Origin of the sequence: Sphingomonas sp. DC5200-1 (genome assembly GCF_049897245.1) — a bacterium.
Taxonomy (GTDB): Bacteria; Pseudomonadota; Alphaproteobacteria; order Sphingomonadales; family Sphingomonadaceae; genus Sphingomonas; species Sphingomonas aquatilis.
The window spans coordinates 84018-108110 of the sequence record NZ_JAFCVW010000003.1 but is presented as its reverse complement, the minus strand read 5'-3'; the positions used below and the strand labels follow the sequence as shown (position 1 = coordinate 108110).

Here is a 24093-nt window from a genome sequence, read left to right as displayed (position 1 = left end):
CTGACGTCGATCTAGCGCGCAATAGGGGTGGGGCTGCCAGCAAGGTCGCCCAAACCAACTGCAATTAAAACAAATTTGATATTTGAATGAGAATGGTCCGAAAAAAAGGGCCACGCTGGATGCGCTTCCTCACCTGTCTCACGCAGGATCACAACCTCTGGCTGGTCGGCCTGGCGGCGCTGTTCTGCCTGGTCGGGTCGGCGATCACGATTCAGCTTCTGGGGCGCATCCGTCAGGCTGAGCCACGGACCCGGCTGGCCTGGATCTTCATGGGTGGCGTTTCGACCGGCGCGACGATCTGGTGCACGCACTTCATTGCGATGATCGCCTATCAGCCTGGCGTCCGCGTCAGCTACGAACCCCGCCTGACCGGAGTATCCCTGCTCTTCGCGATCGCGGGCAGCGCCATCGCGCTCAAGGCGGCGACGATGAAGGGGCGTTGGATGCCGGCCTGCGGCGGCGCGATGTTCGGGCTGGCGGTCACGATCATGCATTACACCGGAATGCGTGCATTCGCGGCGCAGGGCTTCGTCAGCTGGTCGCCTGACTATGTCACGGTTTCGATCGCGGGCGTCGTTCTGCTCGGCGCCGCGGCTTTCGATCGAGCCCTCGCGCGCGGGCGGTTTGCCGGGGGCTGGTTCGCGACAGGGCTGATGGTCGGTTCCATCGTGGTGCTGCACTTTACCGGCATGGCCGCGATGGCAATCATCCCCTTCGCAGCCGAAGCGGGTCAGGCGGGATCGGACGATGCCGCAATCATCATGGCGTTCGCCGTCGCCGGCGTCGGTATGCTGGTGCTCGGCACGGGTCTGTCGACCTATGTCCTCGACGCGCAGGCCAGCGCAGAATCGAAACGGCGGCTGGACGAGGTGCTGGAGGGCAATGTGGATGGCATGGTCGTCACCAGCGCCGGCCGCGTCGTGGCCGCCAACGCGGCCTTCGCGACGCTGGCAGGCCTCGCGCCCGCCGACATCATGGGCCAGCCGATCGAGCGCTGGATCGCCAGCGCCACGACAATCGACGCCGACCGGCTGACGCAATCGACGATGACCGGCATGGACGGCAGTACCATCCCGATTGAAATCGCGGTCCGCATCGATGCGCGCGGCGTCGAACCACACACCATTTACTCCATTCGCGATCTCAGGGCTCGGCTCGCGCAGGAACGCCGGATCACGCATCTCGCGCGCAACGACAGTCTGACCGGCCTGCCGAACCGGACGTCCTTCCTGGAATGGCTGACGAAACAGGCGTCGCCCAACAGCGGGCACGCTGCCGTCGCTTTGCTATCGATCGATCTCGACCGCTTCAAAGAGGTCAACGATATCCACGGCCATGCCGCGGGCGACCATCTGCTGATCACGATCGGCGAGCGCATGAAGGCGGCGATGATGCCGGGCGAATTCGTCGCACGCCTCGGCGGCGACGAATTCGTGGCGGTCCAGCCGGTCAGCGAAGCGGCCGATGCGCTGGGCCTTGCCGAACGGCTGCGCGCCGCGATCATGGAACCGGTCGCGCTGGATCACAGCGAGGCGAGCTGCGGCGCCAGTGTCGGCATCGCGCTATGGCCGCAAGACGCCGACGATGTCTCGGCGCTCATCAACAATGCCGATCTTGCGATGTACCGGGCCAAGGGGTCGATCGCGTCGCATGTCTGCTTTTACGAAGAGGAGATGGATCGCGCCGTCCGCGATCGGCGGCGCATGGTGCAGGAACTCCGCCACGCGCTCGACCACGACGAACTCGCTCTCCACTGGCAGGTACAGGGCGACGTTCGCACCGGCAGAACCACGGGCTATGAAGCTTTGCTGCGGTGGACGAAGGCGGACGGCACCTGCGTGTCGCCGTCGGACTTCATCCCCCTTGCCGAACAGTCGGGGCTGATCCTACCGATCGGCGAATGGGTGTTACGGACCGCATGCGCCGAAGCGGCGGTGTGGGCAGAACCGCACAAGATCGCGGTCAACCTGTCACCGGTGCAACTCAGCCACGTCGATCTGCCCAGTCTCGTTCATCAAATCTTGCTGGAAACGGGTCTGCCGGCGTCGCGCCTCGAGCTTGAGATTACCGAAACCGCGATGATCGAGGATCACGCACGCACGACCCACGTCCTCCGCCAGTTGAAGGCGCTCGGCGTATCGGTCGCCATGGATGACTTCGGAACCGGATATTCGTCGCTGTCGACGCTGCGCTCCTTCCCGTTCGACAAGATCAAGCTCGACAAGTCCTTCATGCTCGACCTGGACTGCGGTCCGCAGTCCGCCGCCATCATTCGTGCGGTGCTGGCCCTTGGGGAAAGCCTCTCGATCCCCGTGCTGGCAGAGGGCGTCGAAACCGCAGAGCAACTCGAGTTCCTACGCCAGCAAGGCTGCGACGAAGCGCAGGGGTTCCTGCTGGGGCGGCCGGCTCCCATCGATCGAGATGGCAAAGCTCGACCGATGATGATGCGCGCGACCGGTTAAGACCAAAGTCGGGCGGGCGATCATCGCGTGGCAGCGCGGCGCGGGCTCGCGACATTCGGCAGGCCTGCCACCTGCACGATCCCGTCTTCGTCCGATTCCTGACAAGCTCCCGTTAGGATCAAATTACCGATCATATACTTCCGCAAAAGGTCAGGAACGATGCCGTGTCGCCTGCGTAATCCCCCTCACGTGCCGCAATGGCGCTAACGAAGGAGGGTATATGACGCTCAAGATGCTATTCGCTGCCGTGGCCATGATGGCAGGCACCGCTGGTCTCGCCGGTACGGCCGATGCCCAGCGCCATGATCGCGGCCGCCCCCATTACGACCAGCGCGATCACCGCGACCATCGCGGGTATGACCGCAACCGCCGCGACCGCGGCCACCATTGGGGCCGTGATCGCCGCCAACACTGCCGTATCGTCTATCGTCATCACCGCCGCGTCCGCGTCTGCCGTTGATGCCCGGCCGGGGCGGTGCCGCGTTATTGGCGCCGCCCCGGCACTGCCAGCAGGCGCTCGCCGTGACGCTGGCTCGGACTGTCGCGCGATCGCCCACGATCGCGGCCTCGCTCACCTGTGGTAAACCTTTGCAACGCCAACGATCTGCTCCTCACAGGCCGCAAGGCCGATGCCGCAGAGAGACGATCCATGGCCTTCTACGTCACCATGTCCGCCTTCATCGCCGCGAACCTCGCCCTCATCGGGTTCGAGATGCGCCGGGGTCCATCGCGCGCGAGCCAGCTGTCTCTGGTGCCGGTCAACCGGCGGTCCACCCACCGCTGACACACCCTCAAGAGATGATTGGGAAGGGGGACGCTCAGCGCCCCCTCGCCCGCCTCAGCTCGGATGCGCTTCGCTCTCGGCGATGGCGCCCGCGTCGCTGACAGGCACGGCTGCATCCGTCACCGCCGCAGCGCGCACGCCACCAGTGGTGCCTTCGGCTTCCTCCGCAAGGCGCATCTGCTCGTACGCGACCTCGAGGTCGGCGGGGCCCGAACCGATCGGCTGCATCGGCAGATCGGTATAGCTCTCGGGTTCGTGGGTTGGATCGATCACTTCGGCCATGTCGCTCTCCTGCGTGGATCTGGTGGTGATCAACGCACGACCGCGCATTCGGCTCAGGGGCGTCGCATGATGGGCACGATCGATGCCGCCGAAGAGCTGGGCAGCTTTTCCAGACTTTTGCGACGATCGACTGCAATTCGTCGCATCGTCGTTGCCAAAGCACGCTTCATCGTGCGATTCATCAATGCGTTATGGGCCAGTCCATCCCTCCGCAGCGGCTTTCCGACCTCCCCCGCGACGAGTGCATCCGCGCTCTTCACCAGCGTGCAGCAGACGCGCGCGCACAATGGCAGGCGTCCCGGTCGGCGCAGCCGTCGTTCTGGAGCCGACTGTTCGGCTGATCGAGCGCGCCGACTATGGCGGGAGCGAGTGTCCTGTCGCGATCGAACTCAGCCCGAATGCCGTACCTCGGCGCGGGACGAATCCGAAACAGCGGATCGCGGCGCCCACCGGCGTGGCGGGCAGCCGCGTAACCGACTTACTTTTCGCCAGCGCGCTCGTTGGTGGCGCTCATGTTCAACGAGCGGCGGAAGTCGCTCACGCCCTGCTGCGTGATCCCGTCGAACTGACGCCATCCTGCCTCGGTATTGCAGACGCGGGTCGCCATGAACGAACCCGTCGGCGTCAGCCTGCGGCAGGTCTTCTTCTCGGCCGGCTTGACCTGGCTATCCGCGGACTGCGCGACGGCAGGCGCCGTACAGGCCACGATCGCCACGACTGCTATCGTCCAGATGCGCTTCATTGTCCCCACCCCTCTTGTTCGCGTCGGATCATGCGTCAGCAATACCGACATATCAAGCATGGACGGCTGCCGGTGCGCGCGTGCTTCGGCGAGATCACAGGACTACCATGCGACGCGCAACTGGCGGATGCTGCGGCTTATGAACGGATCGGGGACTGGGTAGATGCCCCCGGAAAGCGTCGATGGTGGGTCCGCCGGGGCTCGAACCCGGGACCTCTCGATTAAAAGTCGCTTGCTCTACCGACTGAGCTACGGACCCCCGCCATCGATTGGGGGCACCTAGGGGCGGCGACGCGGCCGGTCAACCGTGTGCGCCAATTGGCGGATCGTCCGCATCGCGCCCGGCACCCGCCAGCCCGGCGCGATCCGCCGCAGCGGGGCGAGCACGAACCCCCGCTCGGCCAGCGCGACATGCGGCACCGTCAGCCCGTCGCTCCGCCAGACGCCTTCAGACCACAACAGGATATCGAGGTCGATCACCCGCGCCCCCCAGCGCCGTCCGCGCCGGCGCCCGAACGCCGCCTCGATTCGCTTGAGCCGCGCGAGCAGCATCGACGGGGCCTCGTCGCTTTCGATCAGGATCGCCGCATTGGCGAAGCGACGGATCGAGGGGCCGAGCGGCGCCGTCGCGATGATCGGGGACGTGGCGACGACACTGCCGATCGCTGCGATCGCGGCGCGCACCTCGTCCGCCGGACCGCCATGTCGCCCCCGCCGATTCGATCCGATCCCGATCGCATAGATTGCCGTTGCCATTCCCACGCCTTAGGCGATGCCGATGACGATCGCATCCGATAGCCTCCCCGAGAGCCTAGACGCCGCCCCACCCACGGTCCTTTTTCCCGTGGAGCCGCCGCGGGACTGCCCGCTCTGCCCCCGGCTCGTCGCGGCGCGCGAGGCGTTGCGCGAGCAGAACCCGACGTGGTGGAATGCCCCGGTGCCCGCCTTCGGCGATCCGGACGCGACGATCGCGATCGTCGGGCTCGCCCCTGGCCTCCACGGCGCCAACCGCACCGGCCGCGCCTTTACCGGCGATCATTCGGGAACGCTGCTGTTCGCGACGCTGGTGAAGGAAGGCCTCGCCACCGGCACTTTCGCCAACCGCCCGGCCGACGATATCGCCCTCACCGGCGCGATCATCCTTAACGCGGTGAAGTGCCTTCCGCCCGCCAACAAGCCGACTCCGGAGGAAATCCGCACCTGCCGCCAGTATCTTGACGCCGAGATTGCAGCGCTTCCTAACCTGCGCGTCGTCGTCGCACTCGGTCAGATCGCGCATCAGTCGGCGGTGAAGGTGTTGGGCGGCCGGCTGCCCAAGGCGACGTTCGGCCATGGCGCCGAACATCGCATGCCGGACGGGCGGATGCTGATCGATAGCTACCACCCGTCGCGCTACAACCAGAACACCGGCCGCGTCGACGACGAGATGTTCGAGGCCGTCTTCGCCCGCGCGGTGGCGCTCGCTCAGATGTCCTGAACGAGGCGACCGTACAGCTCCGGCCGGCGGTCGCGGAAGAAGCCGAAGGCGGCGCGGTGGCGGCGGATACGGGCAAGGTCGAGCGTGGCGACGATCACGCCCTCTTCCTCGCGATCGAGTTCGGCGAGGATGTCGCCGCGCTCGTCGGCGATGAAGCTGGTGCCGTAGAAGGTCTGGTCATGTTCCACGCCGACGCGATTGGCGGCGACGATCGGCACCACGTTACTGACCGCATGGCCCACCATCGCGCGCCGCCACAGCCGCGCGGTGTCTAGGCTGGTATCATGCGGCTCGCTGCCGATCGCAGTCGGGTAGAACAGCAGTTCCGCCCCCATCAGCATCATCGCGCGCGCGGTTTCGGGATACCATTGGTCCCAGCACACGCCGACGCCCAGCGTCCAGCCGGGCGCGGTCTGCGGCGCCGGCCACACCTTGAACCCGGTGTTGCCGGGGCGGAAGTAGAACTTCTCCTCATAGCCGGGGCCGTCGGGAATGTGGCTCTTGCGATAGACACCCTGCACTTCGCCATCGGGGCCGATCATCGCGAGGCTGTTGTAATAATGCGGCCCGTCCGCTTCGAAGAAGCTGGTCGGGATCGTCACCTTCAGCGCCTCGGCAAGCGCCTGCATGGCGAGCACCGCCTTATGCTCGCCGACGGGGGCGGCGTTGGCGAACAGGCCCTCGTCCTCGACGCGGCAGAAATATTCGCCCTCGAACAATTCCGGCGGCAGGATCACGCTCGCGCCCTGCCCCGCCGCCTCGCGCATCAGGCGCGACACATTGGCGATGTTCGCGTCGATGTCGTTCGAAAAGGCAAGCTGCAGCGCAGCGACGGTGATCTCGGTCATAGGCGCGCATGTAATGGCGCCGGACGGCGACGTCACCCCTTGGCGGGCGACCGTCGCCGAACGATTACGCCGGGATCTGCTGGCTGATGCAGTGGAAGCTGCCGCCGCCGGTCAGGATATGGTCCGCGTGCAGGCCCACCACCTCGCGGTCGGGGAAGATCGCCTGGATCGCGGCCACCGCCGCAGCGTCATTCTCGCTACCGTACAGCGGTACGACCACCGCGGCATTGCCGATGTAGAAGTTCATGTAGCTCGCCGGCACGACCTCTTCGTCGCGCAGCACGCGGCCGGGCGACGGGATCAGCACCACCTCCAGCCCCGCGGCGCGCGCATCGCGCTCGGCATGCTGGAAGACCTGCCAATTGGGGTCGTTCTCCGCCGCCTTGGGCAGAGCGACGCGCCCTTCGCCGACGAAGCGGGCAAGGTTGTCGACATGGCCATCGGTATGGTCGTTGAGCAGGCCGTCACCCAGCCAGACGACACGCGTATAGCCCAGGTCCTCGCGCAGCCGGCACTCGATATCGGCCTTGGTCATCGTCGGGTTGCGATTGGGGTTGAGAAGGCATTGCTCGGTCGTCACCACCGTGCCGGCACCGTCACCGTCGATCGCGCCGCCTTCCAGCACCCAGTTGCAATAGCCGACCTTCGCGCCGATCGACTTGCCGAGCCGCAGCCCGATCGTGTCGTCGCCCTCCAGATCGTATTTGCCGCCCCAGCCGTTGAAGTCGAAGTCGCGTGCCTCTTCGCTGTTCAGCAGGATCGGCGCGGTGTCGCGCAGCCAGATGTCGCCGAACGGTTCAACCACCACCTCGGCAAAGGGGGCCATGCTCATGGCGGTGTCGCCCGCTTCGGCATCGGCAGCGACCAGGATTACCTTCTCGCCCCGCCCCTCGGCGTGGACGGCACGGGCGAAGGCGACGACCTCCTCGCGCGCCGGCTCCAGATCCTCGACCCACAGGTCGGCGTGGCTCGGGAAGCCGATCCACACGGCCGAATGCGGCGCCCATTCGGCGGGCGGCGGGGCGATAGTCGTCACTTGGCTACTCCGGTTACGGTGGCACGGCTCTGGTCGCGGATGCTGCGGAATTCATCGCCGGGCAGCCAGTTCGGCCAGGCGCGGCTCTCCGCGAGATCGCGGCTCAGCATATAATAGAGCGCGACGTCCTGCTGCACCCCGCTCCAGTCCCAGTTCGGATCATATTCGTCGGACGGCGCGTGGTAGCGATGCTCCTCATAGTCCTTGGCGGCGGCGCGGCCGGTGGCAAGTCCGCCCTTCACGAGGTCCTGCCCCGTTTCGAAATAGACCATCGGCACGCCATGCTTCGCCAGGCTGAAATGGTCGGAGCGGTAGTAAAAGCCCTTTTCCGGCGTCGGTTCGGGCGTCGCATGCCGGCCCTGCCGCTTCAGCGCGGCGTTCAGATAAGTGTCGAGCTCCGACTTGCCCGGCCCGATCACGATCACGTCCTTGGCCGGCCCGTACATGGCGAGCGCATCCATGTTCGCGCCGCCCACCGTCTTCGCCAGCGGATAGACCGGGTTCTCGCCATAATAGGCCGAGCCGAGCAGCCCCGATTCCTCGGCGGTCAGCGCGACGAACACCATCGATCGGCGCGCCGGCCCCGCCTTGGCATTGGCCTGCGCCAGCGCGACCAGCGCCGCGACGCCATCGGCATTGTCGACTGCACCATTGCAGATGTCGTCGCCGTTCACCGGCGTGCAGCGGCCGAGGTGATCCCAATGCGCCGACAGCAGCACATATTCGTCGGGCGCCTCGCGACCGGGCAGGATGCCGACGACATTGTGCGACACTTGCTTGGCGATCGTGTTGTCGAAGCTGACCGACGCCTTCAGCCCCAGGTCGACGGGCTTGAAGCCCTTCACCTTTGCAGCGGCGGCGAGCGCGTCGAAGTCCTTGCCCGCGCTGGCGAACAGCTTGCGCGCCGCATCGAGCTGGATCCAGCCATGCGCGGCGCTGTCCGTCATGTGCCCGTCGGCCGCATCGGCGACATGTTCGGCGCCGGTGTTACTCGATCGGACGACGTTCCAGCCGTAGGCGGCGGGTTCGGTCTGGTGGACGATCAGGACCGCAGCGGCGCCCTGTCGCGCGGCCTCTTCATATTTGTACGTCCACCGCCCGTAATAGGTCATCGCGCGGCCGTTGAAGAGGCCCTTGGCCTCCGGCGTCTGCCAGTCGGGATCGTTGATCAGAACGACGACCGTCTTCCCCTTCACGTCCAGCCCGCCATAATCGTTCCAGCCCTTCTCAGGCGCGACGATGCCATAGCCGGCGAAGACGACGTCGCTGTTCGTCACGTCGATATGCGGCGTGACGCGATAGGTGCCGACGACCATGTCCGGGCCGTAGGCGAAGCTGAGCGGCGTCTTGCCGCCAGTGACCGTCAGCGGCGTGACGTTCTTCGCGGTGATTTCGACCAGCGGCACGTCCTGCAGCCATTGGCCCTTGTTGCCCGGCTTCAGCCCCGCCTTGGCGAACTGCTGTTGCAGGTAGGCGAGCGTCTTGGTCTCGCCCGCACTACCCGGCGCGCGGCCTTCGAATGCATCGGAAGAAAGCGTCTTGGTGACCGCCTTCATTGTGTCGACGGAGATGTCGGGCGCGGTCTGGGCGATGGCCGGGGTCGCGACGGCAGCGAGCAGGGCGGGCAGGAAAAAGCGGCGCAAGGGAAGCTCCGGCAAGGTCAGCGTTGCTGCGCCTTGTGGCGCGGGGGGCGCGGCTTGTCCACGGGGGCACCAAATCCTCCCCCGCCAGGGGGAGGGGGACCGTTCGGCGTCAGCCGAATGGTGGAGGGGGAGGTAGGCGGCGCACGCCGTGACCGAGGATGCCGCCGCCCTCCCCCTCCGTCACCGCTTCGCGGCGCCACCTCCCCCTGGCGGGGGAGGAATTGGGAAGCCTGTCCCAAACGCAAAAGGGCGGCCCCGCGGGACCGCCCTTTTCGTGCCTCTCGACCGACGCGGGAATTAATCCCGCGTCGTCGGACGGGGCTGTTGGCCCCACCGGCCGGTCTCGCTGTCGCTCGACTTAACGCGAGTAGAACTCGACGACCAGGTTCGGCTCCATCTTCACCGGATAGGGCACCTCGTCCAGCGTCGGCACGCGGACGAAGGTCACCTTGGCGTTGCCGTCCGGCGCGACGTAATCGGGGATTTCACGCTCGGCGAGGTTCTGCGCCTCGAGCACCAGCGCCATTTCCTTAGCCTTGGTGCCCAGCGTGATCTCGTCGCCGACGAAGCAGCGGCGCGACGCGACGTTGCACTTCACGCCATTGACGCGCACGTGGCCGTGGCTGACCAGCTGGCGCGCCGCGAAGATCGTCGGCGCATACTTGGCGCGATAGACGATCATGTCGAGACGCTGCTCGAGCAGGCCGATCAGGTTCTGGCTGGTGTCGCCCTTCATGCGGGCGGCTTCGTGGTAGCACGCACGGAACTGCTTTTCCGTGACGTCGCCGTAATAGCCCTTGAGCTTCTGCTTGGCGCGCAGCTGGATGCCGTAGTCCGACACCTTGCCCTTGCGGCGCTGGCCGTGCTGGCCCGGGCCGTATTCGCGCTTGTTGACCGGCGACTTCGGACGGCCCCAGATGTTCTCGCCGAGACGACGGTCGAGCTTGTGCTTGGCGCTATGGCGCTTCGACATGATAGTTCCTTGGCAACTGTAACGACGTGATCCCGATCGCGACGAATCACGATCGGGGCTGATCCCGGTTTCGCGCTGCTGATCCCGAAGGAGGCAGGCCCACCGCTTCACCGGGGTGCGGGGGCTGTTGCGAAGGCGCGCGCCTAGCCGAGGGGCGGCGCGCTGTCAATCGCGGTGGGCGTTGGAGAGCGGTCGGGATCAGCGATTGGGGATCGTGCCGCTGCGCGCATCGTTGGCACGGCGCGCGTCGCTGGCGGCGCGACCGTTCGCTTCGTCGATCTGCGCCCATTGCGCCTTGGTGTGGCAGGTGCGCACCGGCAGGTACGACCCGATCGGCAGCTCGCGACGGCAGATCGGCTTGTCCGCCGCGGGCGTCGGCGCCGGGTCTGGCGTTTGCGCCGCCGTGGCGATCAAGGCGAGAGCGATCAGGGACATGGGCAAAGCCTCCGGGCAAAAGAGGCAGAAGTCATGACGCAATTCCGCCGCTCAGGGAAGCGCCGATGCTCGACAAGTCCCGCAGCCCCGCTACAGAAGCGCGCATGACGACGACCCTGCCCGGCCCCGATTGCACCACCATGACCGAGGTCCGCGCGGGCGTCGACCAGGTCGATCGCGAGCTGGTCGCGCTGCTCGCCCGCCGCTTCGCCTATATGGACGCCGCCGCCCGCATCAAGCCGGCGCGCGGTGCGGTGCGCGACGAAGGCCGCAAGGCGCAGGTGATCGCCAATGCCCGTGCGGCGGCGGAGGCAGCGGGGCTGCCCGGCGACGTGATCGCGGATCTGTGGGAGCAGCTGGTCGAAGCCTCAATCGCCTATGAGCTGACGCAGTTCGACGCGCGCGCGGCGAACATGGACAATATGGGCACCTGAACGGAAATGTTCTGGGCCCATCGTTTCGGTTTTTGCTCCACTGACAAAGAGCGCGCCATGTCCATTGTCGGCATATGGCTTGTGACGGACGCTAGCCCATGGCGGTGTGTGTAGGACAGTGGGGCAAAGCGCGGCTTCAGATCATCGTTTTAGTACGGTGACCTGACATGCTGTTTTGACGGCAGTGCGCGGCTTTCGATCCAACACACGCGGTGCAGCAAGGATGGCTCCCCGCACTCTTCGTCACCCCGGACTTGGTCCGGGGTCCACTGGGCCGCTGGGGCAACGTTCGAGGCTCTGGACTCCCCCCTCGCCGCAGAGTGGACCCCGGAACGAGTCCGGGGTGACGGGGAGAGTGGGGGCCGCTCGTACCAGTTATCGACCGTCAGTCCCGCCGAGGCGGAAACCCATATGGGCTGCCCTTCCGGCTCCATCCGCAACGTTAGCGTGTCTGGATCCCCGCCTTCGCGGGGATGACGAACCTGGGCGATAGGCCCGCCGCCCTACCGCTCGCTGCGACGTTCCTTGGCGCCATCCAGCGCCGACAGCACGCCGCGCAGCGTGCGCACTTCCTGCGACGACCAGCCGGGCTTGGTCAGCAACGTCCTAAGCGTCCGCCGGGTCGCGGGCACGCGGTCGGGCGGGAAGAAGAAGTTCGCGCGCTCCAGCATGTCGTCGAGCTGTGCGATCATGCCGTCCAGCTCGGTCTGCGGTGCCGGCGCGTCGATCTCGGTCAGCGACGGCTGCGCGAGGCTGACGCCCTTCGACCATTCGTAGGCGACCAGGATGACCGCCTGCGCGAGGTTGAGGCTGCCGAATTCGGGGTTGATCGGCACAGTGATGATCGTGCGGGCGAGCGCGACGTCGTCGGTTTCCAGCCCCGACCGTTCCGGCCCGAACAGGATGGCGGAGCGTTCGCCCGCGCCGTGGATCGCCTTGGCGGCGACTTCGGGCGTCACCACCGGCTTGGTGATACCGCGCTTCCTGACCGTGGTCGCATAGACGTGCGCGCAATCCGCGATCGCGTCCTGAACCGTCTCGTAGACACGCGCGCGTTCCAGCACGAGGTCCGCGCCGCTCGCCGCCGGACCCGCCTTGGGGTTGGGCCAGCCGTCGCGCGGGGCGACGAGGCGCATGTCGGTCAGCCCGAAATTGAGCATCGCGCGCGCGGCCTTGCCGATATTCTCGCCGAGCTGCGGGCGGACCAGGACGATCGCGGGGAGATTGGTGTCGCTCATGCGCCGCGTCCTGCCTGTTCGACCGACCCGGCGAACTCCTCGAAGTCGCGCGCCTCGCTGAAGTCGCGATAGACGCTGGCGAAGCGGATATAGGCGACCGAATCGAGGCCCTTCAGCCCCTCCATCACCAATTCGCCGATCCGCTTCGACGACACTTCGCTCTCGCCCAGCGTTTCCAGCTGGCGCTGGATGCCGCTGATCAGCTTTTCGATGCGCACCGGTTCGATCGGGCGCTTGCGCGTCGCGATCGCGATCGAGCGTTGCAGCTTCTCGCGCTCGAACGGCTCCCGGCGCGACCCGCCGTCGCCCGCGCTCTTCACGACCCACAGGTCGCGCAGCTGGATGCGCTCGAACGTCGTGAAACGCGCGGCGCACCCTTCGCACTGGCGCCGGCGCCGGATCGCCGCCCCGTCTTCGGTGGGGCGGCTGTCCTTTACCTGGCTGTCTTCATGGCCGCAGAACGGGCAACGCATAAATGGTCGTACGCGTCCTCAGATCTTGTTGCGGCGAGCATAGGCGACGCCCGCGCCGACCAGCGCACCCAGCACCGGGCCGACGAACGGCACGGGGATCGCCACCACGGCGCCGATCGCACCGTATTTAGCCATCTTCTTGCCCAGGCCGGGCGTGTTCTTCACGGTGCTCTGCACCTCGTCGATCTTCGACATCTGTTATCCTTCGTAGATGGGGAAGCGCGCGCAGAGGTTGCGCACACGGTCCCGAACGTTCGCCTCGACGTCGGGGTCCCCGTGTTCGCCCTTCTTTGCAAGACCGTCGAGCACATCGGCGACCATGTTGCCGATCTCGCGAAATTCCGCCGGGCCGAAGCCGCGCGTGGTGCCGGCGGGCGAGCCGACGCGGATGCCGCTGGTCTTCATTGGCGGCAGCGGATCGTTGGGGATGCCGTTCTTGTTGCAGGTGATGCCCGCACGCTCCAGCGCCTCGTCCGCGTCCTTGCCAGTGATGCCGAGCGGGCGCAGGTCAATGAGCGCGAGGTGCGTATCGGTGCCGCCCGCGATCACGTCGGCGCCGCGCTCCTTCAGCGTGGCGGCCAGCACCTTGGCGTTCTCGACCACCGCGGCGATGTAGCTCTTGTATTCGGGGCGCAGCGCCTCGCCGAACGCGACCGCCTTGGCGGCGATGACGTGCATCAGCGGGCCGCCCTGCAGGCCGGGGAAGACCGCCGAGTTGATCTTCTTCGCGATCGCCTCGTCGTCGGTCATGATCATGCCGCCGCGGGGGCCGCGCAGCGTCTTGTGCGTCGTGGTGGTGACGACATGCGCATGGCCGAACGGCGTCGGGTGCAGGCCGGCGGCAACGATGCCGGCGAAGTGCGCCATGTCGACCATGAAGTACGCGCCGACCTTGTCCGCGATGGCACGGAAGCGGGCGAAGTCGATGACGCGCGGATAGGCCGAGCCACCCGCGATGATAAGCTTCGGCTGATGCTCGACCGCAAGCGCCTCGACCGCGTCATAGTCGATCAAATGCGTGTCGGGGTCGACGCCATATTGCACCGCGTTGAACCACTTGCCGCTCATCGCCGCCTTGGCGCCGTGCGTCAGGTGGCCACCGGCGTCCAGGCTCATGCCCAGGATCGTCTCGCCCGGCTTGACCAGCGCCAGCATCACCGCGCCGTTCGCCTGTGCGCCCGAATGCGGCTGCACGTTGACGAAGCCGCAGCCGAAGATCTGCTTGGCACGCTCGATCGCGAGGCTCTCGACCTCGTCCGATGGCGCGCAGCCCTGGTAATAGCGCTTGCCCGGATAGCCTTCGGCATATTTGTTGGTGAAGACCGAGCCCTGCGCCTCGAGCACCGCCTTCGACACGATGTTTTCCGACGCGATCAGCTCGATCTGCGTCTGTTCGCGGGTGAGTTCGTGGGCCACGCCGCCGAATACGGCGGGATCGGCATCCGCCAACCCTTGCGTGAAGAAGCCGCTGGAGCGGATGTCACTGAGATCGTTCGGCTGGGTGCTCATGGGATCAATCCTTCTGCGACAGTTTGTCGACACGGGCCTGATGACGGCCGCCCTCGAACGGAGCGGCGAGAAAGGCTTCGAGGCACGCCTTCGCAAGGTCCGGCCCGATCAGCCGGGCGCCCATCGCGATGACGTTGGCGTCGTTGTGGTTGCGCGCGAGGGCGGCGGCGAGCGGTTCGGTGACCAGCGCGCAGCGGCACGCCGGGTTGCGATTGACCGCGATCGAGATGCCGATCCCCGATCCGCACAGCGCCACGCCGAACGCAGCCTCACCGTTCGCAACTGCATCGGCCAGCTTGTAGCCGTAATCGGGATAGTCGACGCGCGCGTCGGTCTCCGGACCCAGGTCGAGCACCTCGTGACCCAGCGTGGCGGCGTGCTCCACCAGCAGCGCCTTCAGCGCGACGGCGGCGTGATCGGAGGCGAAGGCGATGCGCAAGGCGAAGCGGCGTCCCGGCTGTGATGAGGAAGCGATGCGCGGCGCCTTAGCGCCACCGTCACGCAAATGCCACAGCCGATGCGGGGAAAGGCATCGGGACACGATGGCGCGTGGGAACGCCCGCGCCGGTCACGCGCTTGGACAACATGCATCAAGATCGCACCCCGAGCAGCCGCTGCGTCCGCCTGCGATCCCGCTGGCGATCCGATGCCTGAGCGCCACTCCGCCACCGCCGAGGCGATCGGCAGCGATGCCGGCAGCCCGGGCATGACCGGCACCGTCGGCGAATCGGCGATGATCCTCGGCTATGCCGGCCTGCTGCCGCAGATCGCCGCCGCCGCCACCTGCGCCTTCGACCAGACGACGCAAACGGGTGGCATGTTCGCCTTCGGCTATGCCGCGCTGATCCTCAGCTTCCTCGGCGGCATCTGGTGGGGTTTCGCGATGTGCGCCGGCGTGCGGCAGGGCGAGATCGCCTGTCTGGCGGTCGCGCCTTCGATCGTAGCGGCCGGCCTGATCCTGCTGTCGGTCGGTGGCGTTATCTCGCTGGCGCTGGCGTTGGTCCTGTTGGGCGTAGCGGTGCTGCTGACCCTGCTGGTCGACCGCCGGCTCACCGCACAGGGGATCACGCCCAGCGGCTGGATGGCGCTGCGCGTGCCGTTGTCGCTGGGCCTGGGCAGCCTCTCGATCATCATCGGCGCCCTGTGCGGGGTATTGGCGGCCTGAAACCACAGAACAGCGCCCTGCGATCGCTCGCTCCACGACCACCGTTGGTACTGAGCGTGTCGAAGCACACAGCGCCACCAAGCGCGACGTCGCTCGGGGTTAGCGCCCTTCGACAGGCTCAGGGCGAACGGTCGTGCGGCGGCAGTGGCTGGCATGGCCCGCTCGCTGCCTGCCCGCCCCAGGAGGAGGCGGCTCAACGAATACCCACGCAACCACCGTTCGTGCTGAGCCTGTCGAAGCACGGGCTTCACCAGGCGCGATGCCACGTGGAGCGATATTCAGGCGGCGGTCAGGCCGCCTTGCGCAATTCCAGCCGGCCCCAGATTTCGACCAGTGCTTGCGTGAGTTCGCGCATCATCTCTGGCGTATGGCTCGGACCCGGCGTGAAGCGCAGCCGCTCGGTGCCGCGCGGGACGGTCGGATAATTGATCGGCTGGACGTACACGCCATATTCGGCAAGCAGGATGTCGCTGATCCGCTTCGCCTTCACCGGATCGCCGACCAGCACCGGCACGATATGCGTGTCACCGAGCATCACCGGCAACCCCGCCTCGCTCAGCATCGTCTTGAGCAACGACGCCGACGCCTGCTGGCCTTCGCGCTCGACGCTGGAGGCTTTCAGGTGGCGCACGCTCGCCAGCACGCCCGCGACCAGCACCGGCGACAGGCTGGTGGTGAAGATGAAGCCCGGCGCGTAAGAGCGGATGACATCGATGATCGTCTGGTCCGCAGCGATATAGCCGCCCATCACGCCGAACGCCTTGCCCAGCGTGCCCTCGATGATCGTCAGCCGGTGCGCGACGCCTTCAGCCTCGGAAATGCCGCCGCCGCGCGCGCCGTACATGCCTACCGCATGCACTTCGTCGAGATAGGTCAGCGCGTTATATTTGTCGGCGAGGTCGCAGATCGCGGCGATCGGCGCGATGTCGGCTTCCATCGAATAGACGCTCTCGAACGCGATCAGCTTCGGCACCGCCGGGTCCTCGGCCGCCAGCAGCTCCTCGAGGTGCGCGAGGTCGTTGTGGCGAAAGATCCGCTTCTCGCAGCCGGCGTTGCGGATGCCGGCGATCATCGAAGCGTGATTCAGCTCGTCCGAAAAGATCACGCAGCCGGGCAGGATCTTGGCGAGCGTCGACAGCGTCGCCTCGTTGGACACATAGCCGCTGGTGAACAGCAATGCGCCTTCCTTGCCGTGAAGGTCGGCAAGTTCATGCTCCAGATCGACGTGATAATGCGTATTGCCGCCGATGTTGCGCGTGCCGCCCGATCCGGCGCCGACGTCGTGCAGCGCCTCTTCCATCGCGGCGATCACATCGGGATGCTGGCCCATCGCCAGATAGTCGTTCGAACACCAGACCGTGATCGGCTTGGGGCCATTATGCCCCGCGAAACAGCGCGCATTGGGGAACATCCCCTTGTTGCGGAGGATGTCGATGAAGACGCGGTAGCGTCCCTCGGCATGAAGGCGGTCGATCGCCTGGGTGAAAACGCGCGAATAGTCCACGCGCGTGTCCGTGCCGTCGCTGTTCATGGGATGCTCGTGTATCGCGCGCGCGGCGGTGTTGCCAGCGGATAAAACAGGTCAGGGTGATCGAAGGGTTGGGCATTTTGTCCCAGGGGTGGGCGGCGGCCCCGCCCAAAAATCCCCCGTCACCCCGGACTTGTTCCGGGGTCTACTCCGCAGCCAGGGGGGCGGCTGGAGGCTCAAAGCATCCCCCCGCGGCCCGGTGGACCCCGGAACAAGTCCGGGGTGACGGTGGGGGTGAGGCTAGAGCGCCTCCACCACCCCAATCCCGTACCGCACCAGCGCCGGTTCCAGCGCCCGCTCCGCCGCGCCCAGCCGCGTGAACACCGCGCGATGCACCGGCGCCTCCGCCGGCCAGTCTTGCCCCCGGGTCAGCGATTCGATCCGCCGCGCGATCCCCGGCCCTCCATCGATGAAGCGCACCCCCGCGGGCGCCACCGCCGCCAGCTCCGCCTCGACCAGCGGGAAGTGCGTGCAAGCGTTGACGATCACGTCGATTCGCTCGCCCCCCGGCTGCTCGATCAGCCCGGTGAGCGCCGCCGCGAACCGCTCCGTCGCGGGCGCCTTCCCGGCCAGCGTCTCTTCGGCCAGCTCGACCAATGCCGCCGATCCATGGCGCAGCACCGTGCAATCGCCGGCGAAGCGCGCCGCCAGATCGTCGACATAGGCCTGCCGCACCGTCGCCTGCGTCCCCAGCACGCCGATGACGCGGGTGAGGCTCATGGCGGCCGCCGGCTTGATCGCCGGCACCGTCCCCACCACGGGCACGTCGAGCGCCGCCCGCACCACCGGCAGCGCGATCGTCGAGGCGGTGTTGCACGCGATCACCACTAGCCGTGGGCGATAGCGTTCGACCAGCCGCCCGAGCAGCGCCGGCACGCGTGCCGCGATTTCGGCCTCGCTTTTCGTACCATAAGGAAACCCAGCCGAATCGGCCGCATAGACGATCGGCGCGAACGGCAGCAGTCCTTGAGTCGGTGCGACCACCGACAGGCCGCCGACACCGGAATCGAAGAACAGGATCGGACGCATATCCATCGACCGCGTGCATAGCCGCCGCGCCGTCCGCCGCAAGTCCGCCCCCCTTGGCCAAGCCGGTCCGATGCCGCTATGATGGGGCCAGGCACGAAGGGGCACACTTGCAGACAGAAATCCTCTGGATGGCACCGACCGCGGCGCTGGTGCTCGGCTATCTGCTGGGCTCGATCCCGTTCGGGGTGATCCTGACACGGCTTGGCGGCGCGGGCGACCTGCGCACGATCGGATCGGGCAATATCGGCGCGACCAATGTGCTGCGCACGGGGCGCAAGGGCCTCGCCGCAGCGACGCTGCTGCTCGACCTGCTGAAGGGCGCCGCCGCCGTCTGGCTCGTCAGCTGGCTGTTCCCGTGCGAACAGATGGTCGCCGCCGCCGCCGCGTTCGTCGGCCATTGCTATCCGGTCTGGCTGCGGTTCCGTGGTGGCAAGGGCGTCGCGACGCTGATGGGCATCGTACTGGCGCTGCACTGGCCGATGGGGCTGGTCTATGCCGTCGTCTGGCTGGGTCTGCTCGCCACCGTGCGCATCTCGTCGGTCGCGGGCATGGCCGCGGCGGTCAGCGCGCCGGTCAGCGGCGCGATCTTCGGCCGGTTCGATCTCGTCATGCTGCTGCTCGCGCTCGCCGCCATCGTGCTGTGGAAGCATCGCGAGAATATCGAGCGGATCGCCAACGGCACCGAACCACGCATCGGCGGCGGCAAGCGCGCCGCGGCGGACGGCCCGCAGGACGACTGAGCATGGCCGAGCGCGATCTCGCGCGCCTTCGCCTGATCCGGACCGCGGGGGTCGGCCCCGTCACCTATCGCCAGTTGATCGCCCGCTTCGGTACGCCCGAAGCCGCGCTCGACATGCTGCCGACACTCGCCCGGCGCGGCGGCGGCAACGCGCCGCGTGTCGCCGACGCGGGACTGGTCGAGCGGGAGCTGGCGACGACGGCCAGACTCGGCGCGCGCTACGTCTTCCTTGACGATCCTGACTATCCGCCGCTGCTAGCCGAGACCGACACCGCGCCGCCCGCGCTGATCGTCCGCGGCGACCTGACCCTGGCCAGCCGCCTGTGCGTCGCGATCGTCGGCGCGCGCAACGCCTCGGCCGCGGCCTGCCGCTTCGCCCGCAGCCTCGCGCACGATCTCGCCGCCGAAGGGGCGACGGTCGTCTCCGGCTTGGCGCGCGGCATCGACACCGCCGCGCACGTCGGCGCGCTTCCCCGCACTATCGGCGTCATCGCCAGCGGTATCGACGTCACCTTCCCGCCCGAAAACCGGGCATTGCAGGAGGAGGTCGCGGCCCACGCGCTGCTGGTCGCCGAACAGCCGCCCGGCACGCAGCCGCTCGCGCGCAACTTCCCCTCGCGCAACCGCATCATCGCCGGCCTGTCGCTCGGCACGGTGGTGGTGGAGGCGGCGCCCCGCTCGGGCTCGCTCATCACCGCGCGGCTGGCGGGCGAGGCGGGGCGCGAGGTCATGGCCGTTCCCGGCAGTCCGCTCGATCCCCGCGCGCAAGGCTGCAACCTGCTGATTCGCGACGGCGCCACGCTAATCCAGACCGCCGCCGACGTCCTCGAACAGCTTCGCCCGATCGACCCGCGCAGCGTCCGTGCCCCCAGCTCCAGCTATAGCGGCCCACCCCCCGCGGACGCCGACGACACCGACCGCCGCCGCGTGACCGCGTTGTTAGGCCCGGTGCCGGTGACGGTCGACGAACTGATCCGCCAAAGCGGCATCGCCCCCGCGATCCTCCAGACCGTATTGCTCGAACTGGAACTCGCCGGCCGGCTCGAACGCCATGCCGGCGGCCGCGTCAGCCTTGCCTTCTAGGTCGAGGCGAACCATATTCGGTCCGTATTTGGTTTGGAGGCAATGATGGGCTTTGCGGAACGGGTCAAACCGATCAGCTACGTCAAGGCCCACGCGGCCGACGTGCTGACCGAACTTACGGCAAGCCGCGAACCTCTTGCGATCACGCAGAACGGCGAGGTGAAGGCGGTCCTTCAGGACGTCGCGTCCTATGACGAAACGCGAGAAACGTTGGCGTTGCTCAAGTTGCTCGCGCTCGGAACGATCGACATCGAACATGGCGACACCCGCGCGTTGGAGGACGTCGCCGCCGCGATCCGCGCCGGCTGATCGCGATGACGGCGCCCTTTGCCGTCCGCCTGACGCGCGGTGCGGAACAGGATCTACGGCACATCCATGGCGATCGGCTGGCGCATGGCGGACAGGCCGCGGCGGACGCGTTACTCGACACATTGGTCGGGCGGATCGACGCGCTGCGCCACTTCCCGGATCGCGGCGCCGTGCCGCCCGAACTGCAGACGATCGGCATGCGCGACTATCGCCAGATCGTCAGCGCACCCTATCGGATCATCTATCGGACGATCAAGACGACCGTCTTCGTCGTCGTGATCGCGGACGGGCGGCGCGACATGGCGACGTTGCTCGAACGGCGCCTGCTCGCCCGCTAGGGGGACAGACCGACCGCTTCGGTTCAGCCGGCCGCCCGTGCCGCCCAGCGGCCGACGACGATGCTGATGATCGGGCTCACCACCACCAGTACCACCAGGGCCGCGACCCAGGTCACCATGCCCGCGGCGAAGGCGCAGACGCCGATCATCACGGGGATCCAGCTGCGGTGCAGCAGCGGCGTGATCTCATGCGCCCCGATGTCGTCGTCGAGCAGATCGGGCGAGCGGGCGATGACCTGGATCAGATGGCGGTTGAGCAGCCCCAGCAGGATCAGCCAGCCGGTGTAGAAGCCGATGCCGACGCGCAAATTCACATATTCGCTGATGATCGCGGTCGGGAACGGCATGAAGGCGACGCCGAGCAGCAGCAGCAGGTTCGCCATCACCAGCCGCGGCGTCGCGGCGCGGAGCAACCCCATCACGTCGTGATGGATGATCCAGAACCGGCCCAGCACCAGGAAGCTGACCAGGAAGCCGACATAATTGGGCAGCAGCGCCCACAGCGCCTGCCCCAGTTCCGGCCCGGTCGGATGGTGCAGCGCGGGCAGCTTCACCTCGACCACCAGCAGCGTCATCGCGATCGCGAAGATCGCGTCCGAAAAGAAGGTCATCCGTTCTAGCTGCACGCGCGCCCGGTGCGCGCGGCGATGGTCGACGCCTGCGCTGCTCATGCCCACGCCTTGTCCTCGACGCCCGTCGATCCCCACATCGGTGTCATCCCCCTGTTGACAGTCGCCCCGGCGGCTTTCCACCCTCGCGCGTACACGTAAGGACCGTAATCGCCGCCATGCAGCTCGTCATCGTCGAATCGCCCGCCAAAGCGAAGACCATCGAAAAATACCTCGGCTCGGACTACCGGGTACTCGCCTCCTACGGCCATGTCCGCGACCTGCCGGCGAAGGACGGGTCGGTGAACCCCGACGAGGGTTTCGCGATGGAGTGGGAGAATTACGCGGACAAGACGAAGCAGCTCAAAGCCATCGCCGATCTGTCGAAGACCGCCGATCGCCTGATCCTGGCGACCGACCCCGATCGCGAGGGCGAGGCGATCAGCTGGCACGTGCAGGAGGTGCTCAAAGGTCGCAAGGCGCTGCCCAAGGAAGTCCAGCGCGTCACCTTCAACGCGATCACCAAGGCGGCGGTGACCACCGCGATGGCGAACCCGCGCGAGCTCGATACCGATTTGATCGACGCGTACCGCGCCCGCCGCGCGCTCGACTATCTCGTCGGCTTCACGCTGTCCCCGGTGCTGTGGCGCAAGCTGCCCGGCGCCAAGTCGGCGGGCCGCGTCCAGTCGGTCGCGCTGCGCCTGATCGTCGACCGCGAGCGCGAGATCGAGGCGTTCCGCGCGCAGGAATATTGGTCGGTCACCGCGAGCATGGAGCAGGACGGCACGCCCTTCACCGCGCGCCTCGTCCAGTGGGATGGCAAGAAGCTCGACCGCCTATCGATCGGCAATGAGGGCGACGCGCAAAAGGCCAAGGCCGCGGTCGAGGCAGGGCGCTTCTCGGTCCAGTCGGTCGAGACCAAGCCGGCGACGCGCAACCCGCCGCCGCCCTTCACCACCTCGACGTTGCAGCAGGAGGCGGCGCGCAAGCTCGGCTTCTCGGCCGACCATACGATGCGGATCGCGCAGGGCCTCTACGAGGATGGCGCGATCACCTACATGCGGACCGACGGCGTGCAGATGGACGGCAGCGCGATTTCGGCCGCGCGCAAGGCGATCGCCGAGCGGTACGACGCTGGCTACGTCCCCGATTCGCCGCGCCAGTACCAGACCAAGGCGAAGAACGCGCAGGAAGCGCACGAGGCGATCCGCCCGACCGACTTCAGCAAGGACCGCGTCGGCGGCGGCGATCACGCGCGCCTGTACGACCTGATCTGGAAGCGCGCGCTCGCCAGCCAGATGGCGTCGGCGCGCATGGAACGCACCACGGTCGAGATGGCGGACGGCACGGGCCGCAACGTGCTGCGCGCGACCGGCCAGGTCGTGCTCTTCCCCGGCTTCCTCGCGCTCTACGAGGAAGGGCAGGACGACAGCCAGGACGAGGAAGCGCGCCGCCTGCCACGCCTGCGCGACGGCGATGCGCCGGCCAAGAAGGACGTCGCTGCCGAACAGCATTTCACCCAGCCGCCGCCGCGCTTCTCCGAAGCGTCGCTGGTCAAGCGCATGGAAGAACTCGGCATCGGCCGCCCGTCGACCTATGCCTCGATCATCAAGACGCTGAAGGACCGCAATTACGTTCGCGTCGAGAAGAACCGCTTCTTCGCCGAGGAATCGGGGCGGTTGGTGACGGCGTTCCTCGAACGCTTCTTCGAAAAGTACGTCGGCTTCGATTACACCGCCGAGCTGGAGGAAGAGCTGGACGACGTGTCCGGCGGCCGCGCACAATGGCAGGCGGTGCTGGAAGCCTTCTGGCGCGACTTCAAGCCGCGCACCAGCGAGGTGATGGAGCAGCAGCCGTCGGCAATCACCGCGGAGCTCGACCAGTTCCTCGCGCCCTACCTGTTCCCCGACAAGGCGGACGGCAGCGATCCCAGGCTCTGCCCCAAGTGCGAGGTGGGCAAGCTCGCGCTGCGCGGCGGCCGGTTCGGCGCGTTCATCGCCTGCTCCAACTATCCGGAGTGCAAATACACCCGCCGCTTCGCGCAGGCCGGCGCCGAGGCGGGCGAGGACAGCGGTCCCGAGGGGCTCGGCAAGGACCCGGTCACGGGGCTGGAGGTCGAGCGCAAGTCGGGGCGATTCGGGCCGTACATCCAGCTCGGCGAGGGCAAGGACGCCAAGCGCGCCTCGATCCCCAAGGACCTGCCCGGCGAGCTCGACCTGGAATGGGCGCTCAAGCTCTTGAGCCTGCCGCGCACGATCGGCAATCACCCAGAGACTGGCGAGCCGATCACCGCCTCGATCGGCCGTTACGGCCCCTATCTGGCGCACAGCGGCAAATACGCACGGCTGCAATCGACCGCCGACGTGTTCGAAACCGGCATGAACGCCGCGGTGGTCAAGCTCGCCGAGGCGGCGGCCGGCGGTGGACGTCCCGCGCGTGGCGCCGCACGCGCGCCGCTCAAGGAGTTGGGCAAGCATCCGCGCACCGAGGCGGAGATCAAGCTGATGGAAGGGCGCTACGGCCCCTATGTCACCGACGGCGAGACGAACGCGACGCTGCCCAAGTCGATCACGCCCGAGGCGCTGACGCTGGAGGAAGCGGCATCCTTGATCGACGCCCGCGCGGCGGCGGCCCCGGCGAAAAAGAAGAAGGCGCCGACGAAGAAAGCCGCGGCGAAGAAGCCGGCGGCGAAGGATGCAGCCGCCAAGAAACCGGCCGCGAAAAAGGCGCCGGCGAAGAAGAAGGCGGACTGATCCACACGTTCGTCATTCCCGCGAAGGCGGGAATCCAGACGCGCTACCGTCGCGCTTCTTGCCGAAAGGTCAGAGGTTCTGGATTCCCGCCTTCGCGGGAATGACGGCAGTGGGATAGGGCGCCGCTCCTCCCATCGTCATCCCGGCGCACGCCGGGATCCATGGTGGCGGGACGGCTGTGGTTCGCAAACCATCGGCGGCGGCG

The 24093-nt window shown here is 67.3% G+C and carries 27 protein-coding genes and 1 tRNA gene; 10 read left to right on the top strand and 18 right to left on the bottom strand.

What is annotated here, in order from left to right; genetic code table 11:
* Nucleotides 1-119: 119 nt before the first annotated feature.
* Entirely contained in the window at nucleotides 120-2462 is a 2343-nt protein-coding gene (locus ACP7A3_RS06735; RefSeq protein ID WP_426256522.1) for a bifunctional diguanylate cyclase/phosphodiesterase, read from the top strand.
* A 235-nt stretch (nucleotides 2463-2697) separates the two neighbouring features.
* Here ACP7A3_RS06735 and ACP7A3_RS06730 read toward each other — a convergent pair whose 3' ends face one another.
* A complete protein-coding gene (locus ACP7A3_RS06730; protein ID WP_426256521.1) occupies nucleotides 2698-2895 on the bottom strand; it encodes a hypothetical protein in 198 nt (65 codons plus the stop codon).
* A 216-nt stretch (nucleotides 2896-3111) separates the two neighbouring features.
* Between ACP7A3_RS06730 and ACP7A3_RS06725 the strand changes: the two genes are divergently transcribed.
* Nucleotides 3112-3246 (top strand): hypothetical protein, encoded by a 135-nt coding sequence (locus ACP7A3_RS06725; protein ID WP_294211315.1) that lies wholly within the window; start codon nucleotides 3112-3114, stop codon nucleotides 3244-3246.
* A gap of 54 nt (nucleotides 3247-3300) precedes the next feature.
* On the opposite strand, the gene ACP7A3_RS06720 is transcribed toward ACP7A3_RS06725, so the two are convergent.
* The 4 genes from ACP7A3_RS06720 to folK form a co-directional block, all read right to left on the bottom strand.
* The gene (locus ACP7A3_RS06720; protein ID WP_426256520.1) at nucleotides 3301-3528 is read right to left on the bottom strand and encodes a hypothetical protein; all 228 of its coding nucleotides are present in this window, start codon (nucleotides 3526-3528) and stop codon (nucleotides 3301-3303) included.
* 478 nt (nucleotides 3529-4006) lie between these two features.
* Nucleotides 4007-4270, bottom strand: a complete 264-nt coding sequence (locus tag ACP7A3_RS06715; RefSeq protein WP_426256519.1) for a hypothetical protein — start codon at nucleotides 4268-4270, stop codon at nucleotides 4007-4009.
* 183 nt (nucleotides 4271-4453) lie between these two features.
* Nucleotides 4454-4529, bottom strand: a tRNA-Lys gene (locus ACP7A3_RS06710).
* A gap of 20 nt (nucleotides 4530-4549) precedes the next feature.
* The gene (gene folK / locus ACP7A3_RS06705; protein WP_426256518.1) at nucleotides 4550-5026 is read right to left on the bottom strand and encodes a 2-amino-4-hydroxy-6-hydroxymethyldihydropteridine diphosphokinase; all 477 of its coding nucleotides are present in this window, start codon (nucleotides 5024-5026) and stop codon (nucleotides 4550-4552) included.
* A gap of 22 nt (nucleotides 5027-5048) precedes the next feature.
* Between folK and ACP7A3_RS06700 the strand changes: the two genes are divergently transcribed.
* On the top strand, nucleotides 5049-5747 hold the full coding sequence (locus ACP7A3_RS06700) for a uracil-DNA glycosylase (RefSeq protein WP_426256517.1): 699 nt from the start codon (nucleotides 5049-5051) through the stop codon (nucleotides 5745-5747).
* Here the strand turns inward: ACP7A3_RS06700 and aguB are convergent.
* The 5 genes from aguB to ACP7A3_RS06675 form a co-directional block, all read right to left on the bottom strand.
* Nucleotides 5735-6595, bottom strand: coding sequence for an N-carbamoylputrescine amidase (gene aguB / locus ACP7A3_RS06695; protein WP_426256516.1), 861 nt, complete (start codon nucleotides 6593-6595; stop codon nucleotides 5735-5737). The two genes, ACP7A3_RS06700 and aguB, sit on opposite strands and share 13 nt — an antisense overlap.
* A gap of 64 nt (nucleotides 6596-6659) precedes the next feature.
* Entirely contained in the window at nucleotides 6660-7631 is a 972-nt protein-coding gene (locus ACP7A3_RS06690) for an agmatine deiminase family protein (protein WP_426256515.1), read from the bottom strand.
* Nucleotides 7628-9274: a M28 family metallopeptidase gene (locus ACP7A3_RS06685; protein WP_426256514.1), complete on the bottom strand. Its 1647-nt coding sequence runs from the start codon at nucleotides 9272-9274 to the stop codon at nucleotides 7628-7630. The genes ACP7A3_RS06690 and ACP7A3_RS06685 overlap by 4 nt, the downstream gene beginning before the upstream one ends.
* Nucleotides 9275-9632: 358 nt before the next feature.
* Nucleotides 9633-10247 (bottom strand): 30S ribosomal protein S4, encoded by a 615-nt coding sequence (gene rpsD / locus ACP7A3_RS06680; RefSeq protein WP_017977340.1) that lies wholly within the window; start codon nucleotides 10245-10247, stop codon nucleotides 9633-9635.
* A 198-nt stretch (nucleotides 10248-10445) separates the two neighbouring features.
* Entirely contained in the window at nucleotides 10446-10682 is a 237-nt protein-coding gene (locus ACP7A3_RS06675; protein WP_018250546.1) for a hypothetical protein, read from the bottom strand.
* Between the two features lie 104 nt (nucleotides 10683-10786).
* Here ACP7A3_RS06675 and ACP7A3_RS06670 point away from each other — a divergent pair, with 104 nt between their 5' ends.
* The gene (locus tag ACP7A3_RS06670; protein ID WP_294283229.1) at nucleotides 10787-11116 is read left to right on the top strand and encodes a chorismate mutase; all 330 of its coding nucleotides are present in this window, start codon (nucleotides 10787-10789) and stop codon (nucleotides 11114-11116) included.
* A gap of 503 nt (nucleotides 11117-11619) precedes the next feature.
* Here ACP7A3_RS06670 and ACP7A3_RS06665 read toward each other — a convergent pair.
* The 5 genes from ACP7A3_RS06665 to rpiB are packed head-to-tail and all read right to left on the bottom strand — an operon-like array spanning nucleotide 11620 to nucleotide 14775.
* Entirely contained in the window at nucleotides 11620-12354 is a 735-nt protein-coding gene (locus ACP7A3_RS06665; protein WP_017977336.1) for an RNA methyltransferase, read from the bottom strand.
* Nucleotides 12351-12827, bottom strand: a complete 477-nt coding sequence (gene nrdR / locus ACP7A3_RS06660; RefSeq protein WP_017977335.1) for a transcriptional regulator NrdR — start codon at nucleotides 12825-12827, stop codon at nucleotides 12351-12353. Before nrdR ends, ACP7A3_RS06665 begins: the two co-directional genes overlap by 4 nt.
* A gap of 18 nt (nucleotides 12828-12845) precedes the next feature.
* Complete coding sequence (locus tag ACP7A3_RS06655; protein WP_017977334.1) at nucleotides 12846-13022, bottom strand: small multi-drug export protein; 177 nt, start codon at nucleotides 13020-13022, stop codon at nucleotides 12846-12848.
* A gap of 3 nt (nucleotides 13023-13025) precedes the next feature.
* Entirely contained in the window at nucleotides 13026-14336 is a 1311-nt protein-coding gene (gene glyA, locus ACP7A3_RS06650) for a serine hydroxymethyltransferase (RefSeq protein ID WP_017977333.1), read from the bottom strand.
* A 4-nt stretch (nucleotides 14337-14340) separates the two neighbouring features.
* Nucleotides 14341-14775 carry a ribose 5-phosphate isomerase B gene (gene rpiB / locus ACP7A3_RS06645; RefSeq protein WP_426256513.1) on the bottom strand — a complete coding sequence of 145 codons (435 nt, stop codon included), beginning with the start codon at nucleotides 14773-14775 and terminating at the stop codon, nucleotides 14341-14343.
* A gap of 207 nt (nucleotides 14776-14982) precedes the next feature.
* On the opposite strand from rpiB, the gene ACP7A3_RS06640 reads away from it, so the two are divergent.
* A complete protein-coding gene (locus tag ACP7A3_RS06640; protein ID WP_426256512.1) occupies nucleotides 14983-15501 on the top strand; it encodes a DUF3429 domain-containing protein in 519 nt (172 codons plus the stop codon).
* Between the two features lie 289 nt (nucleotides 15502-15790).
* Here ACP7A3_RS06640 and hemA read toward each other — a convergent pair whose 3' ends face one another.
* Both hemA and murI read right to left on the bottom strand, forming a co-directional pair.
* Complete coding sequence (hemA, locus tag ACP7A3_RS06635) at nucleotides 15791-17032, bottom strand: 5-aminolevulinate synthase (RefSeq protein ID WP_426256511.1); 1242 nt, start codon at nucleotides 17030-17032, stop codon at nucleotides 15791-15793.
* Between the two features lie 237 nt (nucleotides 17033-17269).
* Nucleotides 17270-18064, bottom strand: a complete 795-nt coding sequence (gene murI, locus ACP7A3_RS06630) for a glutamate racemase (RefSeq protein ID WP_426256510.1) — start codon at nucleotides 18062-18064, stop codon at nucleotides 17270-17272.
* Between the two features lie 122 nt (nucleotides 18065-18186).
* On the opposite strand from murI, the gene plsY reads away from it, so the two are divergent.
* The 4 genes from plsY to ACP7A3_RS06610 are packed head-to-tail and all read left to right on the top strand — an operon-like array spanning nucleotide 18187 to nucleotide 20527.
* The gene (gene plsY, locus ACP7A3_RS06625) at nucleotides 18187-18798 is read left to right on the top strand and encodes a glycerol-3-phosphate 1-O-acyltransferase PlsY (protein WP_426256567.1); all 612 of its coding nucleotides are present in this window, start codon (nucleotides 18187-18189) and stop codon (nucleotides 18796-18798) included.
* A gap of 2 nt (nucleotides 18799-18800) precedes the next feature.
* Nucleotides 18801-19880: a DNA-processing protein DprA gene (dprA, locus tag ACP7A3_RS06620; protein ID WP_426256509.1), complete on the top strand. Its 1080-nt coding sequence runs from the start codon at nucleotides 18801-18803 to the stop codon at nucleotides 19878-19880.
* Nucleotides 19881-19922: 42 nt separating this feature from the next.
* Nucleotides 19923-20189 carry a type II toxin-antitoxin system Phd/YefM family antitoxin gene (locus ACP7A3_RS06615; RefSeq protein WP_426256508.1) on the top strand — a complete coding sequence of 89 codons (267 nt, stop codon included), beginning with the start codon at nucleotides 19923-19925 and terminating at the stop codon, nucleotides 20187-20189.
* A gap of 5 nt (nucleotides 20190-20194) precedes the next feature.
* A complete protein-coding gene (locus ACP7A3_RS06610; protein ID WP_426256507.1) occupies nucleotides 20195-20527 on the top strand; it encodes a type II toxin-antitoxin system RelE/ParE family toxin in 333 nt (110 codons plus the stop codon).
* A 23-nt stretch (nucleotides 20528-20550) separates the two neighbouring features.
* Here ACP7A3_RS06610 and ACP7A3_RS06605 read toward each other — a convergent pair whose 3' ends face one another.
* On the bottom strand, nucleotides 20551-21198 hold the full coding sequence (locus ACP7A3_RS06605; RefSeq protein ID WP_426256506.1) for a TMEM175 family protein: 648 nt from the start codon (nucleotides 21196-21198) through the stop codon (nucleotides 20551-20553).
* Nucleotides 21199-21314: 116 nt separating this feature from the next.
* On the opposite strand from ACP7A3_RS06605, the gene topA reads away from it, so the two are divergent.
* Entirely contained in the window at nucleotides 21315-23888 is a 2574-nt protein-coding gene (gene topA / locus ACP7A3_RS06600; RefSeq protein ID WP_426256505.1) for a type I DNA topoisomerase, read from the top strand.
* Nucleotides 23889-24093 lie beyond the last annotated feature (205 nt).